General features: G+C 60.5%; 16 protein-coding genes. 5 read left to right on the top strand and 11 right to left on the bottom strand.

The window, feature by feature from the left end:
* Window positions 1–26 precede the first annotated feature (26 nt).
* Window positions 27–1,046, bottom strand: coding sequence for a lysylphosphatidylglycerol synthase transmembrane domain-containing protein (locus tag O2S87_RS06310; protein ID WP_475407950.1), 1,020 nt, complete (start codon window positions 1,044–1,046; stop codon window positions 27–29).
* Between the two features lie 93 nt (window positions 1,047–1,139).
* On the opposite strand from O2S87_RS06310, the gene O2S87_RS06305 reads away from it, so the two are divergent.
* The 3 genes from O2S87_RS06305 to O2S87_RS06295 all read left to right on the top strand — a co-directional run bounded on the left by O2S87_RS06305 (window position 1,140) and on the right by O2S87_RS06295 (window position 4,692).
* Window positions 1,140–2,747, top strand: a complete 1,608-nt coding sequence (locus tag O2S87_RS06305; protein ID WP_475407949.1) for a sulfatase — start codon at window positions 1,140–1,142, stop codon at window positions 2,745–2,747.
* Window positions 2,748–2,827: 80 nt separating this feature from the next.
* Entirely contained in the window at window positions 2,828–3,679 is an 852-nt protein-coding gene (locus O2S87_RS06300) for a hypothetical protein (protein ID WP_475407948.1), read from the top strand.
* 11 nt (window positions 3,680–3,690) lie between these two features.
* Window positions 3,691–4,692 carry a glycosyltransferase family 4 protein gene (locus O2S87_RS06295; protein WP_475407999.1) on the top strand — a complete coding sequence of 334 codons (1,002 nt, stop codon included), beginning with the start codon at window positions 3,691–3,693 and terminating at the stop codon, window positions 4,690–4,692.
* Window positions 4,693–4,812: 120 nt separating this feature from the next.
* Here O2S87_RS06295 and O2S87_RS06290 read toward each other — a convergent pair whose 3' ends face one another.
* The 10 genes from O2S87_RS06290 to O2S87_RS06245 all read right to left on the bottom strand — a co-directional run bounded on the left by O2S87_RS06290 (window position 4,813) and on the right by O2S87_RS06245 (window position 13,719).
* Window positions 4,813–5,946 carry an ABC transporter ATP-binding protein gene (locus O2S87_RS06290; RefSeq protein WP_475407947.1) on the bottom strand — a complete coding sequence of 378 codons (1,134 nt, stop codon included), beginning with the start codon at window positions 5,944–5,946 and terminating at the stop codon, window positions 4,813–4,815.
* On the bottom strand, window positions 5,943–7,748 hold the full coding sequence (locus tag O2S87_RS06285) for an ABC transporter permease (RefSeq protein ID WP_475407946.1): 1,806 nt from the start codon (window positions 7,746–7,748) through the stop codon (window positions 5,943–5,945). Before O2S87_RS06285 ends, O2S87_RS06290 begins: the two co-directional genes overlap by 4 nt.
* A gap of 2 nt (window positions 7,749–7,750) precedes the next feature.
* Entirely contained in the window at window positions 7,751–8,809 is a 1,059-nt protein-coding gene (locus tag O2S87_RS06280) for a thiamine ABC transporter substrate-binding protein (RefSeq protein ID WP_475407945.1), read from the bottom strand.
* Window positions 8,810–8,941: 132 nt separating this feature from the next.
* The gene (locus O2S87_RS06275; RefSeq protein ID WP_475407944.1) at window positions 8,942–9,580 is read right to left on the bottom strand and encodes a PGF-CTERM sorting domain-containing protein; all 639 of its coding nucleotides are present in this window, start codon (window positions 9,578–9,580) and stop codon (window positions 8,942–8,944) included.
* Between the two features lie 76 nt (window positions 9,581–9,656).
* Window positions 9,657–10,208, bottom strand: a complete 552-nt coding sequence (locus tag O2S87_RS06270) for a metal-dependent hydrolase (RefSeq protein WP_475407998.1) — start codon at window positions 10,206–10,208, stop codon at window positions 9,657–9,659.
* A gap of 338 nt (window positions 10,209–10,546) precedes the next feature.
* A complete protein-coding gene (locus O2S87_RS06265; RefSeq protein WP_475407943.1) occupies window positions 10,547–10,801 on the bottom strand; it encodes a DUF7999 family protein in 255 nt (84 codons plus the stop codon).
* 229 nt (window positions 10,802–11,030) lie between these two features.
* Window positions 11,031–12,017 (bottom strand): aldo/keto reductase, encoded by a 987-nt coding sequence (locus O2S87_RS06260; protein WP_475407942.1) that lies wholly within the window; start codon window positions 12,015–12,017, stop codon window positions 11,031–11,033.
* Window positions 12,018–12,134: 117 nt separating this feature from the next.
* Entirely contained in the window at window positions 12,135–12,737 is a 603-nt protein-coding gene (locus O2S87_RS06255) for an LURP-one-related/scramblase family protein (RefSeq protein WP_475407941.1), read from the bottom strand.
* A gap of 152 nt (window positions 12,738–12,889) precedes the next feature.
* Complete coding sequence (locus O2S87_RS06250) at window positions 12,890–13,273, bottom strand: ATP-grasp domain-containing protein (protein ID WP_475407940.1); 384 nt, start codon at window positions 13,271–13,273, stop codon at window positions 12,890–12,892.
* Complete coding sequence (locus tag O2S87_RS06245) at window positions 13,228–13,719, bottom strand: hypothetical protein (protein ID WP_475407939.1); 492 nt, start codon at window positions 13,717–13,719, stop codon at window positions 13,228–13,230. Before O2S87_RS06245 ends, O2S87_RS06250 begins: the two co-directional genes overlap by 46 nt.
* Before the next feature lie 170 nt (window positions 13,720–13,889).
* Here O2S87_RS06245 and O2S87_RS06240 point away from each other — a divergent pair, with 170 nt between their 5' ends.
* Both O2S87_RS06240 and O2S87_RS06235 read left to right on the top strand, forming a co-directional pair.
* On the top strand, window positions 13,890–14,363 hold the full coding sequence (locus O2S87_RS06240) for a universal stress protein (RefSeq protein WP_475407938.1): 474 nt from the start codon (window positions 13,890–13,892) through the stop codon (window positions 14,361–14,363).
* A 117-nt stretch (window positions 14,364–14,480) separates the two neighbouring features.
* Window positions 14,481–15,065 (top strand): anion permease, encoded by a 585-nt coding sequence (locus tag O2S87_RS06235; protein WP_475407937.1) that lies wholly within the window; start codon window positions 14,481–14,483, stop codon window positions 15,063–15,065.
* The last annotated feature ends 91 nt before the right edge of the window (window positions 15,066–15,156 follow it).

Here is a 15,156-nt window from a genome sequence, read left to right as displayed (position 1 = left end):
ACTTGTTTCGCCGCAGGCACCGACGCTCAGGCGAGTTCCTGCGCACCGAATACAGACACCGAAACGCCACCGATCGCGACCGGAATCCAGTAGACAGCTCCGCGAAACAGCAGGACGGCGGCCGTGACGGTGGCAGCGTCGACACCGGTGGTCGGCACGAGAAGCCCGACAAAAGCGGCCTCGATACCACCGAGCCCACCGGGAAGCGGGGCGGCCCCGGCGAGGTTGGCCAACGGAATCGCGAACAAGACGACCGCCACTGGAACGCTCGTCCCCAGCGCGGCGAACGTGACCAGCAGGGCTACCGTCTGAAACAGCCAGCCACACAGCGAGAGGCCGACAACGCCGAGCAGTCGCCACCGGTCGGTCGAGACGAGTTCGATGTTTTCGAAAAACCGCTCCAGTCTGGCGGTGAGTCCCCGTTCGAGCGTGGCAATGTCGAACCGGCCGAGGTCGATTCGGTCGACCACGCGGGCGACGACACCTGGGAGGCGCTCGATCACGATGGCTCGCAGTCGCCAGACAACCCAGAGCACGACGAGAATCGAGCTAATGAGGACGACCGCGGAGCCGACCGCCGTCTCAACTCGACCGTCGACCGAGGCTGTCGTCGCATACAGGCCCACACCGAGGAAGATCAGCGAAACCGAGGGGACGACGTTGAGCAGGTCGACCGTCGCGATGCCGACGAGCCCGGTCTCGTAGCGCGAACCTGACACCTTCGAGATGAGCAGTGCCGCCACCGGCTCGCCACCGGCTTGGCCGAACGGCGTGATGTTGTTGGAGAACACCGCACCCGCGTAGACGAAAAACGTCGTGAGAAACGGAAGTTCGATCCCGAGGCCCGACAGCACGACTTTCAGCATCAGGCTCCACGAAACAAGCCAACATAGCACGAACGCGACCGCGAGTGCGACCAGCCACGGATCGGCCGATCGAAGCACGTCGACGACTCGGCCGACGTCGACGAACACGAAGAGGGCCGCGAACACGGCGAGCGTGCCGAGACTTCCGAGAATCAACGTGCGCCGGCTGGGCCCATCCATGCCGAACGTGGGGGAGCCGTGACACAAGAAACGTCTGGTTGTTCTTTGCAGAAGGCAATCGATTTATTTGGATGGACCCGGCATTCGCCACCAATGGACAATCGTCGGCCGTCGAACGTGCTAGTTGTCGTGTTGGATACCGTTCGGAAGGATCGCCTCGGCCCCTACGGCTACGATCGGTCGACCACGCCGACGTTGGACACCTTCGCCGAGGAGTCGACCGTTTTCGAGTCGGCGGTCGCGCCCGCACCGTGGACGCTGCCGGTCCACGCCTCGCTGTTCACCGGCCAGTATCCCAGCGAGCACGGAGCCGATCAGGCCAGCCCGTATCTCGACGACGTCTCGACGCTCGCCGAGTGTCTGTCGACCGCGGGCTACGATACGGGCTGTTTCTCCTCGAACGCCTGGATTACCTCCTACACTGGCCTTACGGCGGGCTTCGACGAACAGGATTCCTTCTTTGAGGCTTTGCCCGACACGCTGCTTTCGGGACCGCTGGCGACGTTGTGGCAGCGAATCAACGACTCGCCGCGACTCCGTGATCTCGCCTCGAAACTCGTTCGGCTCGGCGCGGTCACCCACTCCGCGCTCGCCAGCGGCGAGGGAGCCGACTCGAAAACGCCGCGGGTGATCGATCGCACGAAATCGTTCATCGAATCGAGCGACAGCGACCGTGGCTGGTTCGGCTTTATCAATCTAATGGACGCCCACCTGCCGTACTACCCGCCAGACGAATATCGCGAGCAGTTCGCACCGGGCGTCGACCCCCACGAGGTCTGCCAGAACTCCAAGGAGTACAACTCGGGTGCAACGGAAATCGACGACAAGGAGTGGACAGCCATCCGCGGGCTGTACGACGCCGAGATCGCCCATATGGACGCCGAGATGGGTCGACTGTTCGAGTGGCTGCGGTCGACCGACCGCTGGGACGACACGACCGTAATCGTCTGTGCAGACCACGGCGAACTCCACGGCGAACACGACCTCTACGGCCACGAGTTCGGCCTCTACGACCAACTCATCAACGTCCCGCTGCTGATAAACCATCCCGACAGCACCGCCGAGCGCCGCGAAGATCTCGTCGAACTGCTCGACTGTTACCACACGATCCTCGATGCGGCCGGCGTCGAGCCAACTGATCTCGATGGCGTTCGAAAAAACGGCGAGAGAGGGCCGGTCGGTTACGATCCGACGCGTTCGCTGCTCGCCGAGGAGTACCGCGCCTTCGAGTCGGCGGTCGACCCCGACCCCGGCCAGCGGGCGGTTCTCGGTCAGCAAGAAGGAGATTCAAACGACTACGCGTTCGTCGAGTACGCCCAGCCGGTTATCGAACTCCACCACCTCGAACAGAAGGCCGCGGCCGCAGGCATCGATCTGTCGACGGACCACCGGGCCTACTCTCGATTCCGTGCGGCCCGGAGCACCGACGCGAAGTACATCCGCGCCGACCGTATTCCCGACGAGGGGTTCCGACTCGACAACGACCCGGGCGAAGGGACGCCGCTCGACCCAGCGGTTGACGACCGAGTCGCCGAAACCGAGGCCGCCCTGTCGCGGTTCGAGGCCGAACTCGGGGGTGCGTGGGACGAAGCCGACGCGAGTGAAAAATCGGCTGTCGACTCGGTTGTGGACTCCGGCCCCCTCGACGACGCCGACGACGAGATGCGCGACCGGTTGCGCGATCTCGGCTATCTGGAATGATTTTGATCGGACGTGACAGCAGAATTGGAAACTAACGACCAGTACACATAGGTAGCCGCATGCAGAATTATCAGTAACGGATGAACGAGCAGCGGTTTGTAGAGTCTGAGTGGGACTACTGCGTCGTGTTGGACGCCTGCCGGTACGACGTGTTCAGCGAAGTGTACGACGACTACCTCGACGGCACGCTCGAACGCCGACGGAGTCGAGGGTCGTCGACGCCCGAGTGGGCCTATCGCACGTTCACCGGCGACCACGACATCGCCTACTTTTCGGGCAATCCATTTATAAACGATCTGGGTATTCCACTGTCCGAACTCAAGTGGGGTGCGAGTTGCGAGTATCCCTGGACCGCAAACGAGCACATTAGCGAAATCGTCGACGTCTGGCGCGAGGGCTGGGACGAGGACCTCGGGACGGTGCCACCCCAAAGTTTGGCCGCCTCGTTCGACGCCCACCAATCGCTGGTCGAGCGCGCCGACCGGACTGTATTGCATTACATGCAGCCGCACGCCCCGTATCTCTCTCGGGCCAGCGGCGGTAAACTCACCCAGATCCAGAAAGGCATTCGAGAGCAAGCCGACGCTGACGGCGAGAAAAGTAGCCTTTTGGCCCCGATCACCGACACTGTCCGACCACGGGTCGAACGCCTTCTCGACGGCATCGAACTCGCCCAGAAGGTCGGCCTCTGGCTCGAACTCGACCCGGCGGGGCTGCTGCGAAACGGCACCCGCGAGACCGCGCTCGACCTGTACGAACAGAACCTCCGACTCGCGCTCGAATCGGTCGCCGAACTGACCGCCCGCCTCGATGGCCGCGTGGTCGTCACTGCCGACCACGGCGAGGCCTTCGGCGAGGAGGGCGTCTGGGAGCACCACATCGAGACCCATATTCCGGCGCTCATGGAGGTGCCGTGGCTCGTTCTCGACTAGCGTCGACCGCGATGCAGGGCAGCGAGCAACTATCTGTCAGTCACGTCTGTGAGTTCGAATCAATCATCACCGGCGGCATCCGCGAGTCGGTCAGACACCAGCGCAAGATGCTCGAGCGCCTCGATATCGAGTACACAACCGACCACGACCTCAGCGCGGACGTGTTGCACTGCAACCTCATGGGACCGAAATCGGTCTGGTACGCCCGTCGAGCCAGGTCTCGCGGGATTCCGGTGGTCGTCAACACCCATCTGACCGCCGAGGATTTCGGCGACAGTTTTCGGTTCTCTAACGCGCTCGCCGGTCCGCTCCGGCGCTACCTCCGGTGGGCCTACGGGCTCGCCGACGTGTTGGTGTGCCCCTCAACGTACAACCGACGGCTGATCAGCCGCTACACCGACACCCCAACGAAAGTCATTTCGAACGGCGTCGACCGCGAGAAACTCCGCGGCTTCGAGTCGCTTGCGGCCGACTACCGCGAACGGTTCGACCTCACGCCGCCGGTGGCGTTTCAGGTCGGCCACGTCTTCGAGCGCAAGGGCCTCGAAACGTTCGTCGAAACCGCCCGGCGGTGTCCCGGCTTCGACTTCGCGTGGTTCGGACCCATCGACCGCTCGCTCAAGGGACGGTCGACCACGCGTCTGATCGACTCGGCACCCGAAAACTGCACCTTTACCGGATTCGTCGACGACATCCGCGGGGCGTATGCGGCGGGTGACGTCTTCTTTTTCCCGACGCACGAGGAAAACGAGGGGATCGCCCTGCTCGAAGCGATGGCCGCTGGCAAACCGCCGGTGGTGAGAGATATTGAGACATTCTCGTGGCTCGAAGACGGCCACGACTGTTTGAAAGTCTCGAAAAGTGATCTCTCGGCGTTCGTCGACACGCTTGGGCAACTCGAAAACACAGACGTTCGGCGTCGGATCGGATCGAACGCGGAGACGCGAATCAGTAACTTCGATCTCGATTCGGTTGCCAAACAGTACGAATCGCTGTACACAGAACTAGAGTAGCTCGGTTGTGATCAGACAGCCAGCGACCCTCTCCGGTGGCGATTACCGCGACAGTCGCACGCAGAGTCTGGATCCGCAAACGCAGATGGGCGTAGTATCCCAACGGCATTCACGTACCGACTACGGATCGATCACGTGGGCCGAATCAGGATCGAACCTGAGATCGACCGCACCGTCTGGTGGCTCAGTTGCTGATTTGACGACGATCGTCTGTCCGTTCCACGTGCAGTAGACCCGATAGGCGTCTCCGAGGAACTCGACGGTTTCAACCGTCGCTAACAGCCGAACCGCTGTCGACGAAGGGAGACCCGCAGCCGATGAAGATCGACCCGCAGCCAACGAAGCCTGCTCTTGAGCCGACGACTGTTCGGGTTGGGTTGAGTGCCGTTCTGAGTTGATCGAGAACTGTTCAGGTCGGATCGACAGTGTGAGTTCAGTTCCGTCGGCGGGGTCGACCTCGGTCGGTAATGCGAGCTGTTTCCCTCGAATAGCCAACTGTGAGCCGTTTTCGGTGACCGTTCCGCGAAGGAGGCTGTTATCGCCGATGAACTCGGCGACCGCATCGGTTGCCGGGGCACGATACACGGTTTCAGGCGCGTCGACCTGTTCGATCCGACCAGCTCGCATCACCGCGATTCGGTCGCTGATCGCCAGCGCTTCGGCCTGGTCGTGGGTGACGTAGACGGTCGTGACCCCGAGTTCGCGCTGGATGGTTTTGAGCTGTACCCGAAGTCGACGGCGAAGCTGGGCGTCCAGCGCCGACAGGGGCTCGTCCAACAGCAACACGTCCGGTTTCGGAGCTAGCGCCCGCCCGAGAGCGACGCGCTGTTGTTGGCCGCCCGAGAGCTGGTCGGGGTTGCGATCGCCATACGTATCGAGGTCGACGAGCTCGAGAATCTCGGCGATACGCTCGTCGATGCCCTGGTCATCCGGGAGGTCGTGAAACTTGAGGCCGTACCCGATGTTTTCGGCGACGCTCATGTGGGAAAACAGCGCGTAGTTCTGAAAGACGATGCCGACGTTGCGCGCCTCTGGCGGCTGATCGGTGACGATCGTTCCACCGAGCGACACCGTCCCCGTCGACGGGGTTTCGAGACCGGCGATCGACCGCAGTAGCGTTGTTTTGCCGCAGCCAGATGGGCCGACGAGCGTGAAGAACTCGCCGTCGCGAATCGACAGCGAGACGTCTTCGAGTGCGTTCACGCCGCCGAAGTCGACCGAGAGCGATTGCACTTCGACTTCGGGCGTCGTCATGGCTGCCACCGCCGACCCGCGCGATCGATAATCACGAAACTCACCGCGGTCACCGCCAACAGCACGGTTCCCATCGCCGTCGCTGGCCCGAGGTTTGGCCCTACCGACCGCGTGCCGATGGAGCGTTCAAGCGCGACTGGCATCGTTGCGCTGTCGACGCCCTCCGAGAGTAACACTGTCGAGTCGAACTCGCCGACACTGATCGCGAACGCGAACGCCGCGCCCGCGAGAATCGCTGGCGCGATTAACGGCAGTTCGATGTCACGCAGAGCGTCCGTCCGGCTCGCACCGTGCGCCCGAGCGGCGTCGACGAGCTGGCTGTCTAGGCTCCCCAATGCGGGAGTGACTGAGCGTGAGACGAACGGATAGGCTGCGACAGCGTGGGCCGCGACAATGGCGATCGGTCCGGTTACCGTGATTCGATGGCCGAAGACGGTCGTCCCAAAAACGAGCGTCTGGAGCATCCCCAATCCGAGCACGACGCCACTGACTGCCAGCGGCGCGGTCAACAGCGCCTCGGCCAGCCGCGAGCCGCGACGCTCCTGGGTGGCCACCAGCGAGACGACAATGCCCATCGGCAGCGCCACCAGCAAGGCGGTTGCACCGAACGTCAGCGAGTTCGTGATCGCCGACAGCGGGCGCGTCGTCCCCGCCGCAGCGGTCGACTGCTGGGAGGCCAAGAACTCGTAGTACACCAGCGTGAACTGCCCATCGGGCGTTGTCAGGCTCTCGATCACCAGACTCGCCAAGGGCCCAACGAAGAGGACGACTGCACCAACACAGTAGAGAAGGATGCCGAGCCGCCTCGGGTCGACCAGCGAGCGTGGGCCGTCGAACAACGGAATGCGACGCTGGCGGTGTGGGGATTCGCTCGTCCGAATCTGTGTCGCCTCGTAGCGCAGATAGATGTAGATCAGCCCGAGCGAGAGTGCCGCCTCGATCGCCCCGAGCGTCGCGGCTTCGGTCAACGCGAGCTCTTGGACGCGTGCAAACAGCCACACCTCGATGGTCGCGAGCTGCAGCCCGCCAAGGGTGAGCACGATCGGAAACGACATGAACGTGAATATGAACGTGAGCACCGAGGCGGTGAGCACAGCCGGAAGAAGCTGAGGGTGCGTCACATCGTACAAGGCCCTCGCCCGCGAGGCCCCGAGCGTTCGGGCGGTCTCGATCCGTCGAGTGTCGACCGACTCCCAGGCGGCGGTCACCAGCCGCGTGACCAGCGGGGCATTATAAAACGCGTGTGCCATGATGACGAGTTCGAGCGTGTACGTCAGTTCGACGGGGCCAGCCCCGACAACCCCCAGCAGGTCGTTGACGACGCCGGTCCGACCGAACATCGCCAGAAAGCCGACCGCGACCATGATCGACGGCAGTACGAACGGCAAGATAGTTACCGAGCGGACGAACCGTCGACCGGGAAACTCGAATCTGGCGAGCAGATACGCCCCAGGTAGGCCGACCGCGACGCTCACGACTGTCGACAACAGCGCTTGGTAGATCGTAAACCCAAACAGGCCGAACTCGACCGCCGGCGCTCCGGCGGCGAGCCAACCAGTGAACTGTCGCGGGAGGCTCGTCGGCTGCGCGAAAAGCGTGTGGGCCGCACCAGTATAAAACGGGTCGCCGAGTACTGAGACGAGTGGTGAGAGCGTGAGTCGACCGCCCGAGTAGATGGCGCTGGCGAGAACGTCGCTCACCGGGTAATAGAAGACGACGACGAGTGCAGTGAGCGTGGCGGCGATACCGGCCGGGAGTGCCCAGTTCCACCCCCAATTCCAATCCCAGCGCCCGATCGACATGGTCAGTTGCTCACGTACTGGCGGGCCCAGTCGTCGACCCAGTCGCCGACCTGTCCCGAAAGCTCGTCATACGAGAACGTCACCGACTCCGGCGGTTCGAGCGCGAACTCGCCGAAATCGCCGCCGGGCTCGACGCCTTCAACGGCGGGGAACTGGACGTTTCTGACGGCGATTTCCGACTGTGATTCGTCGGTCAACATGAACGACATAAATTGGCTGGCCAACTCGCTGTGGTCGCTGTCGGCGAACTGGGCCATGCCTTCGGGATTCGCGTACCCTTGATCGTTGAGAAAGCCGACCTGGTGGCGTGACATATCGACGTCGTCGCCGTTGTAGTAGACCTGGTCGGTCGAGTACGAGACCACCATCGGCGCCTCTTGGTCAGAATACGCCTGATAGGCCGACTCCCAGTCCGAGCTGATCTGGACGCCGTTGTCGTCCAACTCGTCCCAGTATTCCAGATACGAGTCAGTGCCCAACTCGTGAATGGTCCACAGGAGGAAGGCCCGACCAGGGTCGGACTGTTGGGCGTTCTGTGTAATCAGCGCGTCTTCGAACCCGTCGTCCAACAGTTGATCGAACGTGGTCGGTTCGTCGACCTCGTCTTCGTCGTACACCAGGCTGATATAGCCCGTATCGTACGGAATCGCCCGGTTTTCGGGGTCGAACTCCAGATCGGATTTGATCGACTCGGCACCGTCGACGTCCTCACGACTCGATGCGAACAGCGGCTCGTCGAGTTGCTCGTCGGCGCGAACCAGATCGCTGGTGTTGAGCCCGACAAAGAGATCCGCATTGATGGGTGCGTCCTCGTTTTTGCGCTGGATGAACTCGTTGAGCCCGTTTTCGGGCGTCTCGAACGAGACGGTCGTGTCGGGATACTCGGATTCGAAAGCGGATTTGAGCCACTCGCCGGCGGTGTCCTCACCGGTAAACGAAGAGTAGGTCGCGACTGTGAGTTCTTGATCAGAGTCGTCTTCGGCCGACCCCAGACAGCCTGCCAGCCCCGAGAGGCCAGCGGCCCCGATACCGGCGTGTGTCAGAAACGTTCGTCTGTTCATACGCCAGTGGTTTCACTGGGTAATACTTGAACCACACGCTATCCGTACCAAGCAAGTATTTGATGGTTCAGTTGGTCGATGCGATACGGTTGCTGTCTGCTGCCAGTCAGTCGGACGGCAGATGTTGGCTACTCAGTCGACCAGTCGACGGAGCGCGACGATCGATGCGGCACCGAGTCCGACGAGGGCCGTCCCGACACCGAATCCGGGCGTCGAGTCCGCACCACCTGTACCGTTGTCGCCGGCTCCGTCTTCGTCGTCATTGGCGAACTCGCCGATCTCTCCGGCTCCGATCTGTTCGAGATTCAGCGAGACGAAGTCCGTCGTACAGGCATCCTGCGTATTTACCACGAACAGCTTTCCGTCATGGATGGTGTCGTTTCCTTCTTCGGCGTAGAGAATCGCCGACGTCGACGTTCGGTCCTCCTCGATTCGGTCGATAAGACGGGTTTCGTAGGCGACGATCTCGACGTCGGGACCCAGAAATTCGCAGTCGTCGACGCCCAGTTCGATCTCCGTGTCGGCTTCTATACGGACGATTTGCACGAACAGTCCAGTGTAGTCGTCGCCGTCGAGCGTCGGCACCGTAGAGGAGATGGCGGCGTCGGTGTACAGGGGGCCGGGCTCGTCATCGTTCTCATCGTCGTTCTGTGCAATCGCGACACCGGGGCCAACGACGGTTGCGGCGGCTCCAGCGCCACCAGCGAGGACTGCCCGCCGTGAAAGCGACTGGCCACCCGATGGTGGCCGGTGGTCGGCGGTAGCGTCCATGGTTCGTATTCTCTCGGGGTGCGCTAAAATGCGGTGGCCGTCGACGCACACATGCGAGAGGTCGACTCGATACACCTCAGGGGCTGAGAGATCGCAGATCAGAATCCGGCAGCTCAGCGGTGGGGGTTCGACTAATCGGAGCAGGATCGTTGGAGCGGCGGTAGACAGTCCAAAACACCACGACGCCGACCACGACGAACGCGAGGTTGGCTCCGACGTCTTTCGCACCTACGAGATCCAGCGTGTAGACCGCGTCGACTGGGGCAAACGGTCGGACGCCCATCGGCGTGATCAGGTCGCCAACCAGATGACCGACAACAGTGCCCGCACCGAGCATAAAGCCGAGTACCGCACGTCTGACGGTATCTTCGAACGCTTCGAGAGGGTCTCTACGTTTGGCCGTGGTGACGAAAGCAACACAGACACCGAGACACACTGCAGCCAGCACTGAGTGTGTGATTCCGCGATGGGTGACCCAGGGCAGAAAGACATCGAAATCGGGAAGCATCGTAACGACAAGGGCGATTCCAACCCAATAGGGAACCTCAACTCTACGGCCTGATGTCACGAGGACATTTGCGAGCGGTGCACACAGAAGTAACGTAATTCCGAAGTGTCCTATGAACATCACTGTCAGTACAGCAATACGCTGAGGCTATTACTGTTTTGTTTGTGTACATACTAATTTTGTTGGTAGGTTACTACCATCGACAGCATTCATGGATATGAAAGACAGTTTGTTACATCCATCTATATTATAAGTAATAACTAACTATTTATAAATAGACCAGTAAAATTTCGACAGCCCCGAAGCTTCGAATCCGAATTCTATATTTATATTAAAAATGTCATTACTTTTGGCCAGTAGTTTTTCTGACTTATTGTAACCAGCAGACTTCGTAGGGGAGTACGCAGGCTTCGGCATCGAACAATCAAGCAACAACGATTGAACGAACCACCTTTCGATCAAGTAGAAACAGATTCACTACTATCAGGCCAACTGGCTCTCCAGACGTTTGCCCGGCTACCAATACGTTCGAGATCAAGCAACACCAGCTTTCCTGGATCAAGGCTTGCCAACTCCTCGCGGAGGCTGTTGTCCTCGTATTCGACAACTTGGAACACCCGGTTAGCCGATGGGGCTAACAGATTAATTGCATTCTTTGTATTCATACTCCTTAGCACACGAAACTCCCGAGTTTTGTCTACGGTATGCTTCATTAACATACACTATATCAGTTGATCATGAAAAATCTTTGCACTCGGAGGAACCACAGAACATCTGTTTTGGAGCCGAGAGGAACACTCCATAGAAAACTGTTGCATCCGGCACTGAAAGACAATGTACGAAACGGTTTGTCGACGTGATCGGTTATTCGGTATCGACTTCTGCACGGTCGAACCCCTGTACACGGTCGACCGTGTCGTTCATTCTAACCGATAGAAACGCTTACCATCGGTGGTGGACGTGCTCGCGCACGTGGTCGTCGTACACAGCTTCGACCGCTTCGTGGGCTTCGACGCCAAGCGGGTCGCCCTCGGAAACCGTGGCGTTCGCGCGGATGTGTTTGGGCGTCGTCGACCCCGGAATGACGGTCGAGACGGCCTCGTGGTCGAGAATCCACCGGAGCGAGAATTGCGCCAGCGAGAGCTCAGATGGGACGTGTTCGCCCAGGGCGTCGACGGCCTGGAGGCCGACCTCGTAGGGAACGCCCGCGAACGTCTCGCCGACGTCGAAGGCTTCGCCCTCGCGGTTGTAGTTGCGATGGTCGTTTTCAGGAAACTCGGTCTCTCGCGAGAGCGCGCCAGTCAGTAGCCCAGAGGCGAGCGGAACCCGAACGATGACGCCGACGTCTCGCGCGGCGGCCTCCTCGAAAAACAGTTCGGCAGGTCGCTGCCGGAAGGGATTGAAAATGATCTGTACCGATTCGACGCCGGGATACGTGATCGCCTTTAGTCCCTCTTCGACGCGTTCGACGCTGACGCCGTAGCCGTCGATCCGCCCTTCATCGACAAGCGTTTCGAGCGCCTCGAACACCGCGGGACGATAGTAAACGTCAGTCGGCGGGCAGTGCAGTTGTACCAGATCAAGCGTCTCAACACCCAGGTTCTCCCGCGAGCGGTCGACGAACTGCCGAAGAGTTGTTTCGGTGTATCCCTCGGTCGTGTGCGGATCGAGCCGTCGGCCCGCCTTCGTCGCGACAGTGACTGCATCGCGGTCGATATCCGCACCCAATACGTCGCCGAGAATTCGCTCGGACCGGCCATCACCGTAGACATCGGCGGTGTCGAAGAAATCGATACCGCTCTCGCGAGCGGTTTCGACCGCCCGACGGGCCTCGTCGACCGACACGTCGCCCCAATCGCCGCCGATCTGCCACGAACCGTACCCGATCTCGCTCACCGAGTCGACTGCACCGAGCGCTCTGTGATGCATGCGTACAAGTTCACGACATGTTATCAAAGAGGTTTCGCGACCCAGTATCCACCAGCAGCCCTCGCAGTACTACACGAGTTCCTTGGGTAAGGCAAAATTCGCGAAGTTCGTGTTCAATCACTTGTTTTCGAGGGCGTCGAGAATACACGCTGAGGCGATCACCGCCTCTTTCGGGACGTCACTCGCGTCGTCGATGGTGACCGTGTAGCTGTCCCGCAGCGAGAACTGGCCGTCGATATCGCCAACGTGGTCGCCCTCCGCGTCGAAGATCTCGTACTTGTTGGGCGCGAGGTTCGCAACGGAGACGAGATGGCGAAGCGCCGAGAGGAATTTACTCTTCGACTGGATGGTCGCCAGCGCCTTGCCCGACTCGGGATCCCGGATCGTCCAGTGCTCGGTGAAAAACGAGAGGTCCTCGTCGAGGACGACGACCTCCTCGCCGGTGGCTGCGTCAGTGATCGTGTAGGTGCCCGCGATGTCGAGAATGCCACCCGCTTTCACTGTGAACGCGTCCTCACCGTCACCAGTGACGAACGGGAACTCTTCTCTCATCTTGAACAGCTTCTGCTTGCCACTGAGCACGACGGCCCCGGTACTGTCTTTGACAGTGTACTTGTTGCGTAACGCTGACTGTGTTACGTCGTAGCGATCATCGGTGAGGTCGACCGTTGAGATGTCGTACTGACCCGACATGGGGTCGAATTGAGAGGGAGAACTCATATGATACTATGTTGGTACGTTCTTCAAAAATCCTGTTGTTCATTCGTAGTTCTGCAGTGGAAAACCAACGAGATTGCCGAACGAGATACAGCCTGATGGGCGATGTCAGCGATCGTTCCTGAAAGCGATCACACACCATACAGTAGGCCAACTCACAATGCGTTGCGGCAATGTGGGGAGTCGATACCCTCGGGCTCGATTGTCTCGGTGAAGAGTTGACTCTGGTATCTGCGTATGTACAGATCGGCCTGAAAATCGGGGGGAGATTCGACATGGTGACCGAGGCCGTCGCGGATGAGTAGATCGAACTCGTTGACACCCGCCGCAACAGTCAGACACGATGTAGAGGAGAATCGCGGATTGATCTCGATCGTCCGTGGTACGCCGTCTTCGTCGACGATCTGCTGGATATTCAGCGGCCCGGCAGGTTGGAGCGTCCCGAAGATCCGCTCACAGGCGGTCGCGACCGATGGTGCTCGACGCGTCGCGCCTATGACCGTAGAGCCGTCTTTTTTGATCGCCTCCTTCGGAACCACACCGAGCAGCCGCTGGCTCCGTCAAGACCGTCCCAAACTGCCGACCGAATAGCCGTGATACTCGTGGGTGTGACGGTCGATTTTACGACTACGAGATGTCGCTCGTTGACCCCGATAGCCGAGAGTGACTCGCCGAGCGCCGCTGCTGCAGCCAAAATCCCATTGAGATCGATGCTGCCGTCCTGACGTGGTGGTGTCCCGACAGCGAGGAAGGTTACGTCGGTCTCGAGGACACCGTCGTACGAAGTCGTGGCATGAAGCCGATCTCCGGCGTGGGTCGACACGAGCGTCTCGAGTCCAGGTTCGGACACCGGTGGTGTGCCGTCGGCTAACTGGTCGACGATTTCGTCGCCAATATCGATCGCCGTTACCTCGTGGCCGACGTCGGCGAGACACGCTGAAAGCGTCGTTCCAACGTACCCACAGCCGATGACAGTGATGTTCACACAGCGTTGTGAACACGGACACCGGTTGTTATGCCCTCTCTATTAAAAGGATACAGACCGACGAGAAAGCTCCGACCTGACAAACTTTCTTATAAGTACGAGCGAAGTGACCAGCCCGATACACGAGGTGGGCGGTCACACGTAAAGGGTGCAACGTCGAACGAGTAGGTATGTACCGCGTCCTCCTTCCCGTCAACGAGAACGAATCCCGAGCGCGAGCCCAGGTAGAGGCTGTGTTGGAACTCCCTGTGGACGCTGGCAACCTCAGCGTCGATGTCCTGCACGTCCACGAAGACACATCGGCGACCGATCCCCAGTGGGCCGCCGGTGAGGGGTTCGCCGAGAGCTTTGCCGAAGAGATGGCCGAAAAGACTCGCGATACCGACCGGATCCCCGCGTCGGTCGAAACCGCTGTCGAACGCCTCGAATCGAGCGGCCACGCGTACAGCGTGCACGAGCGGGGCGGTGAGCCAGCCGTGGTGATCCTCGAATTCGCGGCCGAACACGACAGCGATACGATTATCCTCGGTGTCAGCGGACGATCGCCGGTCGGCAAGGTGCTGTTCGGCAGTGTCGCCCAGGCAGTGATCTTAGACAGTGATCGGCCGGTAACGGTCGTGCCAGCGCACGCCTCGAAGTCGTAGTGGAATCGGCATCGATTCGGAGATGGCCCCTCCTCGTAGAGATACGCGCCCGTTCGCCTATGCATCTATAAGTGACTCTGAAATAATACTTAGGGCTAGCAGTTTGAGTTCTACGCTATGGGAAACCGCTCGCGTCGACAACAGGTGTGGGAGTACTGTTGGGAACTCGACCGACACACTCGGAACGCCCTCCGGATGCGGCCGACCGCGCTCTTAGACTACTCGAAGCTGACACCGGAGGAGCTGGAACTGGCCGAGCGGCTCGCAACTGACGGCGGTCGAAATGAGCAAGAACAGGCAGCCGGTGCTGGCGGGAACGGCAACGGGGGCGGTGGCGCGGGCGACGGCAACGGGAGCGGCGACGATGGATCGGCGTTCGATGTCGGCGGCCAGTATACCAGCCGACAGAAGGTCGGCCTCATCATGGGTCCGGTGCTGTTCGCGGCGATCATGCTCGCACCCACTCCTGAGGGACTCTCAGCGGGCGGCCAGGCGGTCGGCGCGACCACCGCCTGGGTGGCGGCGTGGTGGATCGGCGAGGCGATCCCGATCCCGGCGACCTCCCTGTTGCCAATCGTGTTGTTTCCCCTTACCGGCGCGCTCGATGTCGACGCGACCACTGCGCCGTACGCCAACGACCTGATCTTCCTTTTTATGGGTGGCTTTTTTATACAGAATCGAGGAGAATACCTGACCCTTTAGGGTCAGGATGAATCCGACAATTCCTACACAATCCACCGGCAATGGCAGGGTCGGGTATTCCACCGTTCTTAAACCGAACCTTTACAAGAGA

The organism is Halohasta sp. A2 (genome assembly GCF_056175805.1).
The sequence above is the reverse complement of the archived record's forward strand: the minus strand, read 5'-3'. Positions and strand labels throughout refer to the sequence as shown.